This window comes from Streptomyces sp. NPDC048275, from assembly GCF_040652275.1.
In the GTDB taxonomy this organism is placed as follows: domain Bacteria; phylum Actinomycetota; class Actinomycetes; order Streptomycetales; family Streptomycetaceae; genus Streptomyces.
The window spans coordinates 20,849-38,544 of sequence record NZ_JBEZLR010000098.1; the positions used below are offsets into that span (position 1 = coordinate 20,849).

The window sequence follows — 17,696 nt, forward strand, 5'->3', positions numbered from 1 at the left end:
CGCCGCCCTTTGGTCCTGCGCCACGCGCCGGGGCTGGGGTCGGTGCACCGCGGTGTCCTGCCCCGACGGTGAGCCGCGCGGGGCCATGCCCGAGGGCCGCCGTCCCTTGTCCTGCGCCGCGCCGCCGGGGCGGGTCAGCGCACCGCGGTGTCCTCCCCGGCGGTGAGCCGCGCGATCGGGGCGGGCGGGGCCGCGGCCGGAAGGTCGACCCGAAGCAGCGCGCCACCGCGTGCGGAGCGGGCGACGGTGGCCCGGCCGCCGTGGGCGTCGACGACCCGCTGCACGATCGACAGCCCCAGACCGGATCCCGGCAACGCCCGGGCGCTGTCGGCACGGTAGAACCGGTCGAACACCCGGGGTACGTCGGCGGCGTCGATGCCCGGCCCGGCGTCGTCGACCTCGAGCACCACCGACGCGCCCTCGGCACGGAGCCGGACCTGGACCGGCTGGTCTGCGGGGGACCACTTGCCGGCGTTGTCGATGAGGTTGAGCACCGCCCGCTCGAGCGCAGCGGGACGCCCGCTCACCCACACAGAGGTCACGTCGAGCGCGACCTCGATGTCGGGCACGCGGGAACGCGCCCGGGTCGCGGCGGCCACCACCACGTCGGCGACGTCGAGCACCTCGGTGCTCTCGTCGCTGACGTCACCGCGCGCCAGGTCGGTCAGCTCGGCGGCGAGGGTGCTCAACTCGGCCACCTGGGCGCCGAGATCGTTGAGCAGCCGGGTCCGGCTCTCCGCCGGCAGTGCGCTGTCCAGGGTGCCGCGCCGATCGAGCCGGATCAGCAGCTCGACGTTGAGGCGCAGGCTGGTGAGCGGGGTCTTGAGCTCGTGGGCGGCGTCCTCGGCGAGCAGCCGCTGGGCCCGCCGGGAGTCCCGGAGCGCGGCGAGCATGTCGTTGATCGACTGGATCAGCCGCCGGATCTCCCCACCGCCCTCATCCGGGATGTCGGCGTCGAGATCCCGGGTGTGCGCGACACGTACCGCGGCGGCGGTCAGCCGGTCGATCGGTGCCAGCCCGGTCCGCGCCACGGTCCGCCCGACAAGGGCGCCGCCGACCACGCAGAGCAGCCCGATCAGCAGCATGCCCAACCCGAACCGGTTGATCGGGCTGTCGTCGACGACGTGGGCCACCTGGACCGCGCCGTCGCCCGCCCGCAGCGTGTAGATGACGTAGCCGTCGTCGTCGCTGTCGTTCGATTCCATCAGGTCGGCCGACGCGCCCTGCGCCACGCGCCCGGCGTGCTCGCTGACCGGGGGCAGCGCGGGTTGGCCGGCCGGCGTCCGGATCGAGCCGTCGGGCAGGATGACCCGCACCAGCCGACCGGATCCGGGATACGGCGGTAGCTGGACCTGTGCCAGACCGGCGCGCTCCGCGTTCGTCGCCAGGACGCGGGAGTCGGCGCGTAGCTGATTCTCGGCGGTGTCCCGCAGCTCCCAGTCCAGTAGCTCGCTGGCCACCTGGAAGGCCACGAACACGCTGACCGCGATGGCCGTCGCCGCGATCACCGTCAGCCTGGTCCGCAGGGACCGCCGGCGCCACCATCGGGTCAGCCGGCGCGGTTCCCGGCCGGCGGGCCCGCTCACGGAGGAGTCTCCCGCAACGTGTATCCCAGGCCGCGCAGCGTGTAGATCAATCGCGGCTCACCCTCGGCCTCCATCTTGCGGCGCAGGTAGCTCACGTACACCTGGAGGTTGTTGGCGGTGGCGCTCATGTCGAAGCCCCAGATCGCCTCGAACAGCGCGTCGCGGGTCAAGACCCGGGTCGCGTTGCGCATGAGGACCTGCAGGAGGGAGAACTCGGTCCGGGTCAGGCGCAGCGGGCGCCCGCCCCGCCACGCCTCGAACCTGTCGGGATCGAGCCGGACGTCGGCGAACGACAGGATCTGCGACTCCCCGTCGGTCGGCGTGCGCCGGCGCAGCAGGGCCCGCACCCGGGCCAGCAACTCCTCGGTGGCGAACGGCTTGGGCAGGTAGTCGTCGGCGCCCGCGTCCAGGCCCGCGACCCGGTCGGAGACCTGGTCACGGGCCGTCAGCATCAGCACCGGCAGATCCCGACCCGCGGCCCGCAACCGCCGGCAGGTCTCCAACCCGCCGAGGCGGGGCATCATCACGTCGAGGATCAGTAGATCCAGCGTGTCACCGCCGGCCCCACCGAACCCGTCGAGCACGGCGAGACCGTTGGCGACGGTGCTGGTGTCGTAACCCTCGACCTGGAGCACCCGCTCCAGCGACTCACGGATGGCCACTTCATCATCCGCGATCATGATCCGCACGCCGGCCCGCCCCCTTCCAGTCGATGCTTTTGCCGCTCATTGTCCCCGATCAACCTGAGGCCAGGATTAGCGCGTCGCTGGGGACCGCGCTCTTAGCTTAAAGATCAGAAGCTGTTCCCGCTTCCCTGTTTCGGCCGGGTCCGTGGGCATCGGACTCACCATGGAGGGCATGGAGTCGGGTGCGGTGGAGAGTGTCCATCTGCCGTTCTCAGGCGTGGTGGTGTCGAGTCCGCTGGTGGTGTCGGCGTACCGAGAAGAGTCTCAGGCGTGTACAGACGAACGTGCTCAGTCGTGGGACCGGGAGGACAACTCTGCGGCCGTGGGGGTGTCCGCGAGCGTCCATGGCTCGACGGCGGTCTGAACCTGGAGCACGCGGGCGTAGGCTCTCAGGGATGCGGATAGGCGAGCTGTCCAAGCGCACGGGCGTGAGTCCGCGCTCACTGCGGTACTACGAAGAGCAGGGCCTGCTGACCAGCTCACGCTCCGACGCGGGGCAGCGTCACTATTCCGATGCTGCGGTCCAGCGCGTGTCACTCATCCGACAGCTGTTCGACGCGGGTATGTCCAGCAGGGTGATCGCGACTGTGCTGCCGTGTGTGGACGTCCCGGGTGACCTGGGCGTCGCCGAGGAGACGTTCACGGCGATGATGCGCGAGCGCGACCGGATCGACGCCGACATCGCACACATGATCGAGACTCGGGATGCACTCGACGTGCTGATCAGGGCCAATAGCCGACACCGGGATGAGCTGTCCACGGCCCCGGAACCGGTGGCGCAGTCGACCTGATGCTGTGATCTGCATCTCAGCCGGTTGCCCCTTACATCAATGTCAGAGGTGAGGATGGCGACAACGCCCGGAATCACCGGGTCGGTCATACGAGAGGCGGCGGAAGATGGGGCAGGCGTGGGGTTTCGGCAGGTATGGCGGGCCCGAGGTGCAGGAGTTCTTCGATCGTCCCGATCCCGTCCCCGGTCGCGGCGAGGTGCTGATCCAGGTCGACGTCGCCGGCGTGAATCCCCTCGACCACCTTCTGCGCACGGGTCTGGTCGACGGGCTCGACGGCGGGCGTCCGTTTCCCCGCGTGCTGGGCATGGAGGCAGCCGGAACCGTTCTCGCCCGGGGCGAGGACGTCAACGGGCTCGAGGTGGGTGACGCGGTCTTCGGCTTCGCACTCACCGGTGGCGGCACCTATGCCGAGACGACGGTGCTGTCCGCGCCGAACACCGCGCGCATCCCGGAGGGTCTGTCCGCGACCGTGGCGGCAACGCTGCCAGTAGCCGGGACGACCGCGGTGGACGTGCTCGACCAGCTCGGCCTCCCGGCCGGTGCCACGGTCCTGGTCAACGGGGTCGGGGGCGGGGTCGGCCTCGCCGTCGCCCGGCTGGCTATCGGGCGCGAGCTGCGTGTGATCGGCACCGGGAGTACCGCCAAACGCGAGCACGCAGAGGCCATCGGGGTGCGGTTCATCGACTACACCGCCGAGGACGTCGCCGCCGCGGCACGCGAGCTGGTTCCGGACGGCTTCGACGGGATCGTCGACCTGGCCGGAGGCACCTCGCTGCGGACGGTCGCTCCGCTGGCCCAGGATCCCCGCAACGTCATCGCTGTGGGTGATATGTCTGTGCCCGATCTCGGTGGGCGTTTCGTCGAGCGTCGCGTCGACCGCGAGAACCTGGAGCGGTCGGCCCGGCTGGCCCTCGACGGACTCCTCGCACCCGTAATCACCGCGGTCCATCCGCTCTCCGACGCCCCGGCCGCCCTCGCCACCGTCGAGAACGGTCACACCTCGGGCAAGGTTGTCATCAAGGTGGCATGAGAAGTGCCCCATACGCGAGACTTAGTTCGGTCAACACGTCCTCCGTGGATTCGGAGTCGGCGGCGCGGGCGGCCTTCCAGCAGTCGGTGCAGTCCCGTCCCGCGAGCCAGCGGGCGAACCCGGCCCGCCGGTCGGCGGGCCGGTCGGACAGATCATGAACGACCTCGTGGCTGCAGGTGTGCTCGACAGTCCACTTCAAACGGACAGCCATCGGTCAAACTCCTTAAACATGCTGATGAGAGAGGAAGTTGGAGCCGTGTGCTCGGCCACGGACCTGCCTGCGCCGGGGGTCACAGGCGTCGCGCCGGGGACGCGGCGCGTGCTGGCGGGGCGGGGGGTGCGGTGTCCAGGGCGGGACGTGACCGGATCCGCGGCGGCTTGGGGGTGCGGTGCGGGGGAAGGACGGCGACGGTGGCTCCGAGATCCTCGGCCGCATCGTGGACCTCGCGGGCCAGGAAGGCGAACTGCCGGCCGAGCGCTTCGAGGCGGGCACCGATCTGCCGGCCCTGCACGGTGTTCAGGGCGTGGGAGAACTCGGCGGCCGTGTCGAGGAGTTGTGCCAGCCGGACCACGGGACCGGCCGCGTAGCCCATCTGCGTGGCGCTGAGCAGGGCCTCGGAGACATCACCGGCGCCCCGCGCCTCGATGACGTCCCGCAGGAGATCCAGGAGGGGCTGTTCGGGAGCGGCTTCCGGCCGGTTGAACCGGGAGGAGGCGTCCGCTCGCAGGACGCCGGGCGGCACGGGTCTCGGCAGCACCAGTCCGGCCGCGTACTCGTTGTCGAACTGCCCGATCACCTCCCAGCCCGGTGCGTCGGGGTCACCGGCGAGAGCGATCACGGTGTCGGCGTCGTCCTCGATGAGGTAGGCGAGGGTGATGAGGCGCCCGTCGGCCGCGTACCACGACTCGATCAGGTCCAACTCCCGCCGCCGCTGGGCGGCTTGGGCCATCTCGGTCCACATCTGCCGTTCCTCCGCGGTGAGCCCGGTGCCTGGCTGCTGGCGGAGGCGGGCGGCGTCGGCGAGGTCGGCGGCGAGACTGCCGTGCTCTGCCCAGAAGACGAGATGGGGCCACACAGCTGCGTGTTGCTCCCGCTCGGCAGACGTCCCTTGAGCGGCGGGGTGCTCCAGCACGCCGGTGATCTCGGTGTGGGAGGTGGCGAGGGCATCGAGCAGGTCGCGCCAGGCGCTGGTGTGCCGGGCCGGGGGCAGCGTGTCGAGGGTGCTGCGGGCCGCGTCCAGCAAGGGGTCGGCGTGCGGGACGAGCTGAGCGACGTAGAGGGAGAGGGCCGTCTGGTTGCGGCGGGCGCGGGCCGTTGCCCTGGCCAACACCTTGTGAATGGTGTGCGAGACCTCCGCCCGCCGGCGCTCCTTCGGCCAGCGCGAGGACACCCACCGATAGCCCCGGACCGTCGTATAAGCCAGGCCGACGTCTTCGGCGAACATCCGGATGGCTTCGCTGACAGTGAACAAGTCGTCCTTCCCGGACGGATTCGCACCCCCATACGAGCGCATCGGCTCGATCTCCACGGCCGCGTCACCGAGACGCCACTGGACGCTGCTCATCGTCGCCACCCAGTCCCGCCCCAGCTTGACCAGCTCGTCGTAGCGATCCCGAGTCACACTGCCGATCATCGCGGACATCCGCATCCACCCCCACGGGCCCGGCGCGGCACCCTTCATGCCGTCAACTCGCCGCGAATACCCGTCACTTGGCACCATCCGACGGACCGGGAACGGCTGCCAGGGCGCACGGGCCCGGCGCGTGGAGCGGCCCTGCTGGAACGAGCCGCGCGGTCTCACACCTCACCCGGCTGCGTGCGCCGCCGGTGCCAGGCCCGTTTGCGACAACGGGGAGAGCAGTACCGAGCCGAGACGGGATGCTCCACCCCGACCGTCCAACTCGCTCCGCACTCCAGGCAGTTCGCCGTCCGGGCGGCCTGGACCGCCTCGGTCCTTGCTCTCGTGCGCCGCAGCCGGCGCCAGTGCCTGGAGCGACAGGCCGACGAACAGAACACCGCCGACCCCTTCGCCGCCGGCATCAGCGGCTCCCCGCATCCGCGGCATAGCCGCGGCCCGGCGTCCCGATCCGAGACCACAACCAGCCGTAGCCGGGGAACACCGTCCCTGCCCATGGAAGCCACGCTAAGCGTCAGCGCGTGATCACGTCACCCGAGCAGCCGATGCCCCTTGCCGCGGGGCAGATCGCCCCTCCGCAGGGCACTCTTCAGTGCTGTGCCGACTCCGCCCGATAGCGTTCGATCCACTGATTGTTGAGTTCGTCTGCCTGACGCTTGTGCCTGGGCGCGATCGCGCGCCCCTCAGGTGACTTGAGCCCGAGGAAGGTAAGGATGCCTTCCGTGACACCGGCCATGTCGGCATCGAGTTCCTCGTAGCGCACCCGGAGCGGATCGATACCGCACGAGGCGAACCAGGCGTCCCACGCCACGTTGTGCTCATCGATGATCTGCACCAGCTCGCCGATACGGGCCGCGTCGAAACCGGGCAGCTGCCCCCTGCCGCCGTTACCGCCGATCTCTCCGTTACCGCCGATGTACCAGGTATCGGTCTGCTCTGCTCGCAGCCAGGACACGGCCTGCGCCAGGACATCCTCACGACGCAGATAGACGAACCGCGTGCGGCCGAATGCCCGGCTCAGCAAGGCCATGTCCTGGCCGCCAAGGTCCGGATAGACCCTCGCCAGCTTTTCGACCACCTCGTCCAGGGTCCCCCACATGAGCTTCGCCCCGAACACTCCATTCTCGGTCCGACCAGCGGCAAGGGCTGCCTGCACATAGTCCGCGTAGTCGAAGCCGCGCTGATCAGAGCGCGGGATCTGCCACCTGTCAGCCCACAGGGACTCGTCAGGAGCACGGAAATACGCCTGCGGCCGACCGGCGACCCCAGCCGACTCCAACAGCCCAAGTAGCAACGAACTGCCGGTACGAGGGGTGGCACAGATGAAGTACGAGTCGACCTGTTCCGCAGCGTCCGTTCGCATAGTCACAACGCAAGATAAGACCGCCTCGATCACGACACGCAACCCGATTCCGATGGACACGCGACTGTCGTGTACGGCTCAGACACAGCTTCTCAGCTGTCGCCGAGATGCCCAGTGGCCGCACCGAGAACAAGACCTCGCCGGTCGAGGACAGTGTGTTGCAGCCCATGCTCGCGGCCGCACTCTACGTCGTGTCCACGCTCGGCCCGCACGCCGTCAAACTGGACCGGGAAGTACGGGAGAACGACAGCAGCGTTTCCTGCAAGACGGCCGGGCTGCGACACGGCGGTCCCGACTTCGCTGATGAGATCGTGAAGCTGCTGGCCGAGTACACGCGAACGTGGCTCTGGCAAGATTTTCGTAGCCGGAGATCATCTCGACGCGGCGGTCGGACCGCCCGCGTAGCGGCGGCGTATGTGGGCGATCAGTATGACTCGGTGGCGCAGGAGCGGGACGCCGGCACGCCCTCCCATGATGCGTTTCTGGAGCTTCACGTCGGTGATACGGCCTTCGTTGACCCCCGAGTTGTAGGGGGTGATGATTCCCTGGGTGACCGCCTGCTGGTCTTCACGCAGAGCTGTGGCGATACCGGCGAGCGGAGCCAGTCCACTGACGCTGAGTTTATCGAGCCAGTGCGGCAGGGGTGCCGCGTCACGGGCATCGAGCATGGCGGCGAACTGGCGGACAAGGTCGTGGGTGCGGCGGAGTTCCGGGCAGTGCTCGAGTAACCGCTGCACACGTTGCGCAGTGTGCGGGCCGTGCCGGCTGTGAGCGGTGATGATCCACCGGGCGGCTTCACGCGGGGAGGGTGGTCGCTCGCGTGGCTCGTCCAGGGGCAGGCCGCGCCGTAGAGGAGCGACGGCCATTTTCACGCGCTGGTAGTGACCCAGGTAGCCCTTGGCGAGGAGTTCCTGGTGCAGGATCTTGGCGCTGTGTTCGCCCTCGTCCCAACGTTGCTGCAGGTAGTCGAGGTATGGATCGAGAGTTGAGGGACGACGCGGAGGACGGCGGACCACCTCGTGCCAAGTACGGGCGCGGGCGTACTTGCGCACGGTGCGCCGGTCCAGTCCGAGCTCGCGGGCCGCGGAGCTGTAGGAACGGCCGGTATCGGTCAGCGCGTGCACGGTCTCGAAGAGCCGTCGGGAGTGACGGGCGGCCGTAGTGTCCGCCCACTCGGGTTCTGCCGCCGCACCGTTCGCGAGCTCGGGATCAGCCGCTTCGGACCCGGGTAGGGCTTCGGGTAGGCAGCCGCGGTGAAGGGCGGCGATTTCCTGAACGCGCCGGGACAGGCCCTGCCACAGGTGGAAGCGGTCGCTGACCTGGACGGCCTCGGGGGCGCCATCGGCGATGCCCTGCCGATAGGTGAGCGAGCCGTCGCGGCAGGCGATCTCAACACCGGGATGCCGGCGCAGCCATCGGCTGAGCTGCTCGGCGTCCCTGCCTTCCCAGAGTGTCAGCGGGAGTCTGGTTTCGGCGTCGACCAGGAGGGTGCCGTAGGTGTCGCCGTAGAGCGCGAAGTCGTCCACGCCCAGCACCCGGGGCGTGACCAGCGGCGGCAGGGGCACCCGCATCAGCTGCGCGAGCACGGTGCACCGCGACAGCCTGGTGTTGAGGATGTGCAGCATCCTCGCCCCGCCCCGGCCGGCCAGCACAACGCCAACCGCCTCGACCAGGTGCTGTAGCAGCGGAGTGCGCCGCTGGTAGCGCACGGTCAGTCCAGGCACCTGTTCGGCGAAGGTCACCTTCGGGCAGGCCGAGTTCTCGCGAGGGCTCGGAACCGACAGGACCGCGACGTTCTCCCCTGCAATGCGCAACCGTTCAAGGAGACGGGCGGTCTGTGCCTCCATCTCGGCGTTGCGCAAGGGCAGGACCTGGATCTGGTTGGCGTAGGCGGCCAGAGTGTCCTTGAGTTCGCGGACCTCACAGGCGTGTTCTCGGCGGAGTTCGCGCTCCGCCTTCTTCAGCAGGGACACTTCCGCCCGCAGTTCCTCCGGTTCCGGGCGCCGGGTCTGCGGCGCTTCCAGGATCTCCTTTACCGCCTGCGCCACCGGCGAGCGGTAGTAGGAGGCACGGGAGACCCCGGCCTCGGCGCACACATTGACGATCGTGATCTTGCCGTCGGTGGTCTCGGACAGGCCGTGCATCAGCCGTTCGAAGGCGTCCATCAGCGTCTGGTCAATGTCCGTCAGCGGGCGACCGCCGTGGCGCAGACGGCCGAACGTCTGCCGGATCCTCAGGGCCGTTTCCTCGTTCACGCGGTGTGCCGGCCTTCCTCGGGCTGTTCTGCCTGCAGACCTGCGAGCAGGTCGTCGAGTTCCGCGGTGTAGTCGCTCAGGGCGATGACCTGAAGCCGTGGCAGCGCCTCACGGTCCTTCTTCCGCATGTCCAGGACGGACAGAGCCTGGTCCCGTGCTGTCCGCAGCCGAGGGACATGCACCGTGGATCGCCGGGCGTTGGGGCAGCTCAGGCACATGTTGTGCAGTGGCAAGGGCCGCCCGGCCGCCTTGGCCCGCTTGCGGCAGACCGCCGTCGACGCCTGGTAGAAGCAGTCGTTGAGAACGCCGGGGTGCAGGGTCTTGGCCAAGTGCTCCAGCATGGTGCGGAGCCGGGCCGGAGAAGCAACGACGCCCGGCAGGTCGCCCAGTTCGCGGCGGATACGCTCGAACTCGGCGGAGATACGCTCGGCAGCCCCTCCGATCGACGCGCCACCGTCGTTCCAGTCCCGGTAGATGTCTTCGAGGTAGTCCATGCGCGCCACCGCTTCGTTCGCCGCGACCTCCTCGGCGAAGCCGGACTCTGAAGTCCCCGCATATCCTTCGAACATGACCGTTCGGGCATGTTGGTACTGACGCGCGCCGGCAACCACGCCGAACGGCTGATGGGCGATGTGCCAAGCGAGCGACCTGCGGAACTGCCGGGTGTCGAAGGCCCACGGGACTCCTGCGTCGTTGGCGTCGTCAGCGTCACCGCCGTCGGTGTCTGTTGGAACGAACTCTTCGGTCTCGCGACCTGCGTCGTCAGGATCTTCGGCGGCTTCGTAGGCGCTGGTGTCATTGGGGATGAACAGGCTCTCGCTCGTGCTGAAGAGCTCGTTAACGTGATCGCGGAACCGCCTCAACCGGTGAGGGACGGAGCCGAACAGCTGATAACCGGTGTTCTCCGTGCGCCAGTAGCCGAAGAGGTGGTCCGGGTCATCGTGGAGATCCAGGAGCACCTCGACGGCCTGGTGGACAACGTCGAGGACAACCCACTCCGCCTCCTCCCCGCTCAGCTTGCGGCCCTTGTAGACCCGGCCGCGGATCTTGTACCGGATCCGGCCGTCGTCTCCGGTCTCGGTGAAGGCGCACTCCCGGCTCAAGAGGCGAACCTCGTCGTCGCGAAGACCTGACAGGTAGGCGATCACGATCCAGCAGGCGGTCCGCAGATGGTCGATCTCCCGGTTGACGCTCGTCGGATCGAACCGAGGCCGCCACGGTCGACCGGACTCGGGCCAGACCGATACCGGCGTTTCGAGTCCTCCGGCCTCGAAACCGAGTTCAGCCGCGGCTTGTTCAATGAGCTGGTTGATCCGGGCGTAGCCCCCGGTCATCAGCTCGATCAGGGTGATGTTGGGTGCCTGGATCACGCCGTTCACCAGGGACGCTTCCGGTTTGGTCTGCGCGGATTCCAGGGGGAGCGACGGGATGCCGCGGCCAGCGGCCCGACGTCGGGCGACAAATGCAGAGAAGGCGGCCTCCTTTGCTCCCGGCGTGGCGTAGGGCTTCCGGCTCGCAGCCTGCCGCAGGGCCTCGACCTCTGCTTGTGCCGCACAGATGTCCCGGCTCGCGACGGTGATGTAGAAGATGGCCGCGCGCAGGAGCGGCGCCATGATGTGCTCGGGTATGCGGTCCGTGCTGTTCTCGTCCGAGGGCGGCGGCTTCCCTGCGACAGACGCGGAGGTGCGGCCAGGCCAGGGGTGGATCTTCAGCTCGTCGTAGTGGAGGAAGGGGCTGTGCGCGGCGAGCTGCTTGATGGTGGTGACGAGCGATGCGGTGGTGGAGACGGAGCCTGTCTTCCACTGGTCCAGGAGCATCACCAGGTGTTGACGGGTGACGTCGTGGAGCCGGTCGATCCCCAGGACTCGTAGGTCGTCCAAGATGGTGCGCACGTGGGCGAGTTCCTGCGCAGCCCAGGTGATCTTCATGGGCTTCACGGTCGAGGCGCTCATGTAGCTGGACGGGATGCCTCTGCGGAAGCGCGAGTACATGTACTCCTTGGCTGTGCGCATGCCGATGGGGTCGGTGAACGTGGAGAAGTGGCACAGAGCGTTCCTGCGCGCGGTGCGTGGGACGAAGGGGCGCATGTCCCAGGTCATGTCGCCGACGCGCGGGCCGCGGCCGGGGCCAGCTCTGGTGAGGTGTTGCGGAAGGACGTAGGCGTCGTCCGGGACGGGTGCCGCCGGGCGGGCTCGGAGCTTGGGTGCGGTGGTCATGTGGTCAGCTCCAGGAACTGCGCGGGCAGGGACAGGCGCGGGCCGGCGGCTTCGGCGATGGCCTTGGCGGTGGCGATCTGCGTGTTGCTGAACTTGGGGCGCACGCCGTCGACGATGCGTTCCCAGGCCAGCCCGTAGCGGGCCTTCCACTCGGCCACCGAGTACTCGGATCGCTGTTCTTCGAGGAAGTCGAGGAAGGACAGGAGGCTCGGCAGATGCCGGGTGGTGAACACGGCGTTGGGGCACTCCAGGCAGCCCCAGATCGCGACGGGGCATCCGGCGCCCTTCTTCCGCGCCCAGGGGGAGGCGTAGTAGTCCCGGCAGGACGCCAGCCAGACGTCGTTGTCCGTGCCCAGGGCCGCGAGGACCTCCTGCGGTTCGAGTTCCTGCTCGCCTTCGTCGAGGCGGCTGCCGTCGTCATCGAGTACGACCGGCAGTGCCAGGGCGACGTCGAGGGCTTCACGCAGGCCGTTCTCCACCGCCTGCTCGTGGACCTCGCGGTGAGCCTCGATGTCGGCGTAGTGCTTGGCGGCCACCGGTTTGGTGTGCCCGGAGACGAAGTCGTCGAGAACGCCCCCGGCACGCAGGTAGTTGCGGGACTTGTGGCTCTTGCGTAGTCGGCGCGTGTCCATCGACACCGGACCGCCGCCGCGGTCCTTCATCTGGTCGATCTGGTGCCGGGCCAGCCAGGGCAGCGCGTCGCGCGCCGTGTGGGTGACGCCACTGAGGTACACGTCGCGGACGCCGGCATCCACCGAGAGCACCCACAGCGCGTCGGTGCCGGCGAACTCGCGTGCCCGCTGGGTCAGTCGCAGAGCCAGGCGGAGAAGTCCGCCCGGGTAGTGCAGGGCGCCGCCGTTGCTGACCCGCATCGTCTTGTGGGTGCGCTGGTGGGCCCGCTTCTTGACGTACGCGATGCTGACGAACCCGCGCGACGGATTGACCAGGCAGTCCGCGCGCAAGGTCTTGGCGCACTCCGGCTCCAGCCCGGTCTGGCAGATCAGAAGGGAGAGGAACGGCACCATGTCCGCCTTGGTCAGGAACAGGTGAGAGTTGACCGCCCGGATTCCGCCCAGTGCACGCAGCGGCCGGTGCTGTCTGACGACGGCGTTGGTCAGCGGGCCGTGCCGGGCGACATGCCACAGGACGTTCTCCAGCCGGCCCCAGCCTCCGACGTTCGGATCCTGGCCCTGCTCGGCGAGTCGCTCCCCGCGCAGGATCCGATCCCGGATCTTGCGGACGTCGTCGAGCGCGGCCGCCTCGATGCGTTCGAAGACGGGCACGGGGTAGGCGTCGAGCGGCTTGCTGGCGGGCGGCTCGGTCGTCGTCGCGGTGTATCCGATCCGCCCGTGCATCTCCGCGCTGAACGAGTCGGGGGCGGCCTCGTAGGCGAGGCGGAGCACCCGGGCGACCGTCGAGAGCATGGCGTACGGCTGTCCGCTGCCCGCAGGGAAGACCCGGGCCAGGTGCTGCTCGAAGGCGTCGAGCAGTTCCGGTTCCAGATCGTCGAGACCGAATTCTGCGGCCTGTTCCGGTTCGGCAGCCGCGACGAAGTCGACGAACAGCCGGATCGCCCTGGTCCTCTCGCGGAAGGCGTTCCTCCCCCGAACCGGTCCGTCGTCGCCTCCGAGCTGGCTCAACGCAGCGGCGAGAGGACGCATCAGACGTGGGCAGGGCGCTTGGGAGAAGTCGTAGTGGACCTCCTCCGCGCCGAACCGGAGCGAGAAGACGACCGGCCCGATGCTGGGCACCGGGGCTGAGGGAGCTGGGATGTCGACCGCAGCGGGGAAGCGAACTCAGCGCGGGCTCACGCGGCTGCCCCCGCGACCTTGACGGCCTCCAAGGCCGCGACTTGCGCGTCCCACTCCTCCAGGGCAGACAGGACGATCTCCTGAAACTCGTCCAGCAGATCCAGGTAGATGTAGACCGTCGACTCGTGCCGGTGGCCGAGCAGCAACTGCAGCTTGCGCATCGGACTGCCGAACAGGAGCCGCTCCAGTTCCTTCCGGGTGAAGTGCCGGTCCTCCCGCTGCCCCAGAGCGCGGATGGTCTGACGCAGCATGAGACCAAGCATCTGAACTGCGAAAACATGACGCAAGGTATGGGGCGAGACCATCAAATCGATCCCGAAGGAGGCACACCGCTCGTTGGCGCGACGGAACGCGGACTGCCACGTCGACGGCTTGAGCGGCTGCCCGTCTTCGCCGAGCCACAGAGCCAGGGGTTCCTCCGGCCGGCCGGCTCCATCCACACGGAACAGTCTCTGCCGGGCCTGCGGGCCGATCTTCGAGTACGACCAGGCGCGGGCTGTGCCGGCCACGGTCAAGGCATGGCGGCCCGCTCGACGTACCGGCACGAAGTCGTCGACCCTCTCGTACCGGCCGCGGGCCCGAGCACGCGCGACCACGGCATCGCGCTCGATGGCGAGGTAGTGATGCCATGCCCGCAGCGTGCGCACGTTCGCGTAGACCGTCCGCGCCTTGTGCCGCTTGGTCACCGCCGCCGACAGATGGACGTCGCCGAGGACCCGGTGGACGTTCAGCGGCGGCACCTCGGTGACCAGCAGGCTTGCCCCTTCTCCCAGCCGCATCCCGGTGTAGACGAGCGAGTCGGCGAACAACGCGTTGCGCTCGCCGTTTCGTCCGCGCCACGTCGGGTCCGGTCGTCCATCGGGCAGTTCCCCGAGCAACCCGACGTTGCGCCACAGCAGATAGTCGACGAACTGCACGATGTGCAGCGGCTCTTCCTCGTCGTCCACCTCGTACTCGGCGTTGACCCTCACACGCTTCGGGCCTTGCGGGGTCATCACCGTCTTGTCGATGTACCGGAACGGCTCCTGTGTCAGCAGGCCCTCGTGCAGCGACCACTGCACCCACTTGTCGAGGGCGGCGATCGATCGCCTCCACGTAGAGGCGGAGATCGCGTCCGGGCCGTCCGTGCGCAGTCGGACCCTCTTGTAGGCCCGCAGATCGTGGTGGTCGGTCTCCCAGATCGACTTGCCACCCCGAGACTCGTGCAAGAACCGGCAGTACAGCATGAGGTCCCGCATGTAGTTCTCGTGGCCGTTGTCCGATCGCACGCCCCAGCTGTCGAGCTCACGGCCGAACCTGTTCAAGCCGAGGTCGTACGAGCCGTCGGCGCCGAGGACGAAGAACTTGCTGTCGCTGACGCCCGCACGCTTCAGCACTGCGGACGGGTCGAACCCCCATTCCCCAACTGCCCGGGCCTGCGAGGACCGGTGCAGCAAAACGACGGCCTCCGGAGCCGCACCGAAGGTTCCTCCAACCTCCTGATGGTTGAGCGTGGTTGATTGATCTGAGTGCGCCACAGGCCCCCCTGAGGCAGCAGTTACGACGACGTAACCGCAGGATCTATGAGACAGCGTGAAGCGCCAACATAAAAGCCGATCTCGCCGTGGACTCCGGCCAGGCCTTCCTTGACCTCGGCGACATCGGCCGCGCTCACCAGCTGATTACCGAAGGCGAAGGTCTGCTGCCCCCGGCCCGGGACAAGACCCGCGGTGTGTTTCTCGCCTACCGTGCCGCGAGCTACCTCGATCTGAAGGAACCCGAGCCCGCCGCGGCCGCCGCCACCGAATCCCTGCTCCTGGCACGTCGCATCGGAGCACCCCGCTGCGTGCAGCTTGTCGACGACCTTCTCCCCCGCTTCCAGCACTACCAGGACGCCCAGGGCGTTCCAGAACTCCTCCAGCTCGCTGCCGCATAGCAGGAAGGGGCGGATCCGATGACCACCGATGCGGGGCTCCCCTCGGTCAGAGAGTCCCTCCAGCTCGCGCTTCTGGCGGAACCCGAGGACAGCCCGCTGGTCGACGAACTCGCCGAAGCCACCGCCGACCACTACCACCTCAACTACAGCAAGCACCCCGTCCCGGTGCTGTTCCGGGAGGTCCGCGCGGCCCGCACCCTGCTGGCCGGGGTGCTCCCCGCCGGCACGGACGGCACCGAACTGCACCGCCAGCTCGGCCGTCTCTCGGGGCTGCTGGGCAACCTGGCCTTCCACCTCAGCGACCCGGCCGGCGCACGCATCCACCTGGGCACCGCCGTGTCGTACGCCAACCGGTGCGGGGATACGGCGCTGGCGGCGTGGGCGTACGGGGCGCAGAGCATGGTGGCCCGCCACACCGGCAACCTGACCGCCGCGCTCGCGTACGCCGAGCGCGGCGCGGCCGCGGCCTCCGCCGGCCTGGTCCGTGCCCAACTCCACGCCTGGGCGCTGCTGCCCACCCTCGCCCAGCAGGGCCGCGACCGGGAGGCGGCCGCCGCCCTCGACGTGGCACTGACCGCACTCGAAGCCGACCCGGCCGGCCAGGCCCCGGGCCGTTTCGGCTTCGACGAGCCCGAACTCGCCCTGCACCAGGCGGAGGCGCACCTCACGCTGGACCGCCCTGACCAGGCACGCGCCCGCGCCGAGGCCTCCGCGGCCGCCTGCACCGCTGGAACCCCCGGATGGGCCGCCGCCACCCTCGTCCTCGCCCAGGCCGAGGCCTCCGACCAACCGTCCGACGCTGCTCAGCGCGCCCTGGACGTCCTCGACCGGGTGCCGCCGAGCCGCCTGCGGGCCACCGCCCGCACCCGGCTGGTGCGCCTGGAGGGCCTGCTCGCCTCCCGCCCCGCCGAGTACGTGGCCGATCTGCGCGAACGTCTGCGCACCTTGCCGCCTCCCGTTGACGCACCCGGCGCCGCATCGGCGTGACGCCGATGCTGGGCGCGGCCCGGCTACGACACCGGGGACCGAGGCCGCTCCGGGGTCATTCGTCGTCTTCCTCGGACGCGTCGTCGACGTTACCCATCGCGGCGTAGAAGGACTCGTCGTCGTACTCGACGCTGACGTACTCGGGCTCGAACAGGTCGTCGTCTGGGTCGATGCCCTCGGATGACCGCATCACCTTGACCAAGAACTGCTCTGCGTCGGCGAGTAGATCGGGGTCGTCCAGCCAGACGCCGAACTCAAGACCGAGCCGTGAGCTCTCGGTTCCGTTGGTGCTGCCCAGCCACAGCCGTTTGGGGGTGAAGCCGGTGACGTCGGCAGGAGATCCGTCCTCGTCGTGCCACCACAGATGTCCCAGGAGGAACATCTTGGCGTGGATGAGGGGCGCGGGGCGGCCTCCGGTCTTGCGGAACCCGAACGAGCGGATGCTCGGGACACGCAGTCCCTCCGTCCGGGGCGAGTAGGGGCCGATCACCGGGGGCGGGCCGTCATAGCGGGACACCAGCTCGGTCATCTCGGCGAAGACGTCGGCTGGGAAGCCGTTGCCCTGCTGGGCGTACTGCTTGAGCCGCTCGAACTTCTCCCTGCCCCGCTTCTTCAGCTCCTGCTTCGTGACGACCACGCACGCCGACGGGAATCGGTCGATCGCGCTCAGGAGAGCCGTGTCGTCCAGCCAGGGCACGCATCCAAGGACTGCGGGCCCGAGGTACCGGTACTGCCTCCAGCGGCCGTCGGGATCGGTGAGGAAGTCGTCCATCCCGGTCACCAACCGGTGAGCACGTCCGTGCCGAAGTAGGCGTTGCTGCTGCGCTGACCGATCCCGGACTGGAAGTGAAAGGCGTCTGGGAACTTCAGTCTGTCGTCGCTCATCGTTCCTCCCCCGATCAGTCTTGAGTTGAGCACTCTCGCCGAATCGAGCTGGTTGCAGGTCTAGGGGCTGCTCGGGACGGTGCCGTTGACGCGCGCCGTCGGGCTGAGCTCACGGGTGGCGGAAGCCGCGGTCGGGGTCGCGGGCCTGATCGGGGTCGAAGGAGGCGAACCAGTCGTGCGGGGCGAGATTGACCATGCCCAGTGACTGATGGATCTCGTTGTCCGGCTGCTCGATGCCGTCGAGGGAGTGGTCGAACAGCATCAGCACGTCGTGATCTTGTTTACCGACCACGAAAATGTTCACGTCGTCTTTGACCTGGACTTTTGCGTGGCGGACTCGTTCTCAACGTAGCGGCTGTAGCTGCTGATCAACCGGCCATGAGGTGCCCGGCCCTGCAGCGCCCTCGTCTTGAAGGTCCTCGCGGGCGCACTCGCCCAGGGGCGGTTGGGCCCAGGCGGCCTTTCGTCGCCGCGCCAGCCGGGGCCGGATCGGTCTGGCCGCCGACGGGGCACGGGATGTCGTCGCCAGACGCA

Annotated in this window: 15 protein-coding genes; 4 read left to right on the forward strand and 11 right to left on the reverse strand. The window is 68.9% G+C overall.

The annotated features are described in order from the left end of the window. Window positions 1–134: 134 nt before the first annotated feature. Together AB0D57_RS38115 and AB0D57_RS38120 are read right to left on the reverse strand one after the other, a co-directional pair. Entirely contained in the window at window positions 135–1,586 is a 1,452-nt protein-coding gene (locus tag AB0D57_RS38115) for a HAMP domain-containing sensor histidine kinase (protein WP_362084315.1), read from the reverse strand. After that, window positions 1,583–2,275, reverse strand: a complete 693-nt coding sequence (locus AB0D57_RS38120; protein ID WP_362084318.1) for a response regulator transcription factor — start codon at window positions 2,273–2,275, stop codon at window positions 1,583–1,585. Before AB0D57_RS38120 ends, AB0D57_RS38115 begins: the two co-directional genes overlap by 4 nt. 392 nt (window positions 2,276–2,667) lie before the next feature. Here AB0D57_RS38120 and AB0D57_RS38125 point away from each other — a divergent pair, with 392 nt between their 5' ends. Continuing rightward, a complete protein-coding gene (locus tag AB0D57_RS38125) occupies window positions 2,668–3,063 on the forward strand; it encodes a MerR family transcriptional regulator (protein WP_362084321.1) in 396 nt (131 codons plus the stop codon). A 106-nt stretch (window positions 3,064–3,169) separates the two neighbouring features. Continuing rightward, a complete protein-coding gene (locus AB0D57_RS38130) occupies window positions 3,170–4,093 on the forward strand; it encodes an NADP-dependent oxidoreductase (RefSeq protein ID WP_362084324.1) in 924 nt (307 codons plus the stop codon). Here AB0D57_RS38130 and AB0D57_RS38135 read toward each other — a convergent pair. From AB0D57_RS38135 to AB0D57_RS38165, 7 genes are all read right to left on the reverse strand, one after another. Then, window positions 4,080–4,304: a hypothetical protein gene (locus tag AB0D57_RS38135; protein WP_362084366.1), complete on the reverse strand. Its 225-nt coding sequence runs from the start codon at window positions 4,302–4,304 to the stop codon at window positions 4,080–4,082. The genes AB0D57_RS38130 and AB0D57_RS38135 overlap by 14 nt on opposite strands. 79 nt (window positions 4,305–4,383) lie before the next feature. Next, complete coding sequence (locus AB0D57_RS38140) at window positions 4,384–5,736, reverse strand: hypothetical protein (protein WP_362084327.1); 1,353 nt, start codon at window positions 5,734–5,736, stop codon at window positions 4,384–4,386. Window positions 5,737–6,319: 583 nt separating this feature from the next. Beyond that, window positions 6,320–7,153, reverse strand: a complete 834-nt coding sequence (locus tag AB0D57_RS38145) for a Stf0 family sulfotransferase (protein ID WP_362084330.1) — start codon at window positions 7,151–7,153, stop codon at window positions 6,320–6,322. Between the two features lie 311 nt (window positions 7,154–7,464). Beyond that, a complete protein-coding gene (locus AB0D57_RS38150; protein ID WP_362084333.1) occupies window positions 7,465–9,348 on the reverse strand; it encodes an ISL3 family transposase in 1,884 nt (627 codons plus the stop codon). Continuing rightward, window positions 9,345–11,564: a hypothetical protein gene (locus AB0D57_RS38155; protein ID WP_362084336.1), complete on the reverse strand. Its 2,220-nt coding sequence runs from the start codon at window positions 11,562–11,564 to the stop codon at window positions 9,345–9,347. Before AB0D57_RS38155 ends, AB0D57_RS38150 begins: the two co-directional genes overlap by 4 nt. After that, entirely contained in the window at window positions 11,561–13,315 is a 1,755-nt protein-coding gene (locus tag AB0D57_RS38160; protein ID WP_362084339.1) for a hypothetical protein, read from the reverse strand. The genes AB0D57_RS38155 and AB0D57_RS38160 overlap by 4 nt, the downstream gene beginning before the upstream one ends. 56 nt (window positions 13,316–13,371) lie before the next feature. Beyond that, entirely contained in the window at window positions 13,372–14,751 is a 1,380-nt protein-coding gene (locus tag AB0D57_RS38165; RefSeq protein WP_362084342.1) for a tyrosine-type recombinase/integrase, read from the reverse strand. A 227-nt stretch (window positions 14,752–14,978) separates the two neighbouring features. Between AB0D57_RS38165 and AB0D57_RS38170 the strand changes: the two genes are divergently transcribed. Together AB0D57_RS38170 and AB0D57_RS38175 are read left to right on the forward strand one after the other, a co-directional pair. Continuing rightward, window positions 14,979–15,290, forward strand: a complete 312-nt coding sequence (locus AB0D57_RS38170; RefSeq protein WP_362084345.1) for a hypothetical protein — start codon at window positions 14,979–14,981, stop codon at window positions 15,288–15,290. Window positions 15,291–15,308: 18 nt separating this feature from the next. Next, window positions 15,309–16,277: a Twin-arginine translocation pathway signal gene (locus AB0D57_RS38175; protein ID WP_362084348.1), complete on the forward strand. Its 969-nt coding sequence runs from the start codon at window positions 15,309–15,311 to the stop codon at window positions 16,275–16,277. Between the two features lie 55 nt (window positions 16,278–16,332). Here AB0D57_RS38175 and AB0D57_RS38180 read toward each other — a convergent pair whose 3' ends face one another. Then, window positions 16,333–17,049: a hypothetical protein gene (locus AB0D57_RS38180; protein WP_362084351.1), complete on the reverse strand. Its 717-nt coding sequence runs from the start codon at window positions 17,047–17,049 to the stop codon at window positions 16,333–16,335. Window positions 17,050–17,271: 222 nt separating this feature from the next. Continuing rightward, window positions 17,272–17,466 carry a hypothetical protein gene (locus tag AB0D57_RS38185; protein ID WP_362084354.1) on the reverse strand — a complete coding sequence of 65 codons (195 nt, stop codon included), beginning with the start codon at window positions 17,464–17,466 and terminating at the stop codon, window positions 17,272–17,274. Window positions 17,467–17,696 lie beyond the last annotated feature (230 nt).

Excerpts from the sequence above, each read along its gene's own strand:
- AB0D57_RS38130 (WP_362084324.1), top strand. The coding sequence starts at position 3,170 with ATGGGGCAGGCGTGGGGTTTCGGCAGGTATGGCGGGCCCGAGGTGCAG.
- AB0D57_RS38180 (WP_362084351.1), bottom strand. The coding sequence starts at position 17,049 with ATGGACGACTTCCTCACCGATCCCGACGGCCGCTGGAGGCAGTACCGG.
- AB0D57_RS38140 (WP_362084327.1), bottom strand. The coding sequence starts at position 5,736 with ATGTCCGCGATGATCGGCAGTGTGACTCGGGATCGCTACGACGAGCTG.
- AB0D57_RS38125 (WP_362084321.1), top strand. The coding sequence starts at position 2,668 with ATGCGGATAGGCGAGCTGTCCAAGCGCACGGGCGTGAGTCCGCGCTCA.
- AB0D57_RS38155 (WP_362084336.1), bottom strand. The coding sequence starts at position 11,564 with ATGACCACCGCACCCAAGCTCCGAGCCCGCCCGGCGGCACCCGTCCCG.
- AB0D57_RS38135 (WP_362084366.1), bottom strand. The coding sequence starts at position 4,304 with ATGGCTGTCCGTTTGAAGTGGACTGTCGAGCACACCTGCAGCCACGAG.
- AB0D57_RS38175 (WP_362084348.1), top strand. The coding sequence starts at position 15,309 with ATGACCACCGATGCGGGGCTCCCCTCGGTCAGAGAGTCCCTCCAGCTC.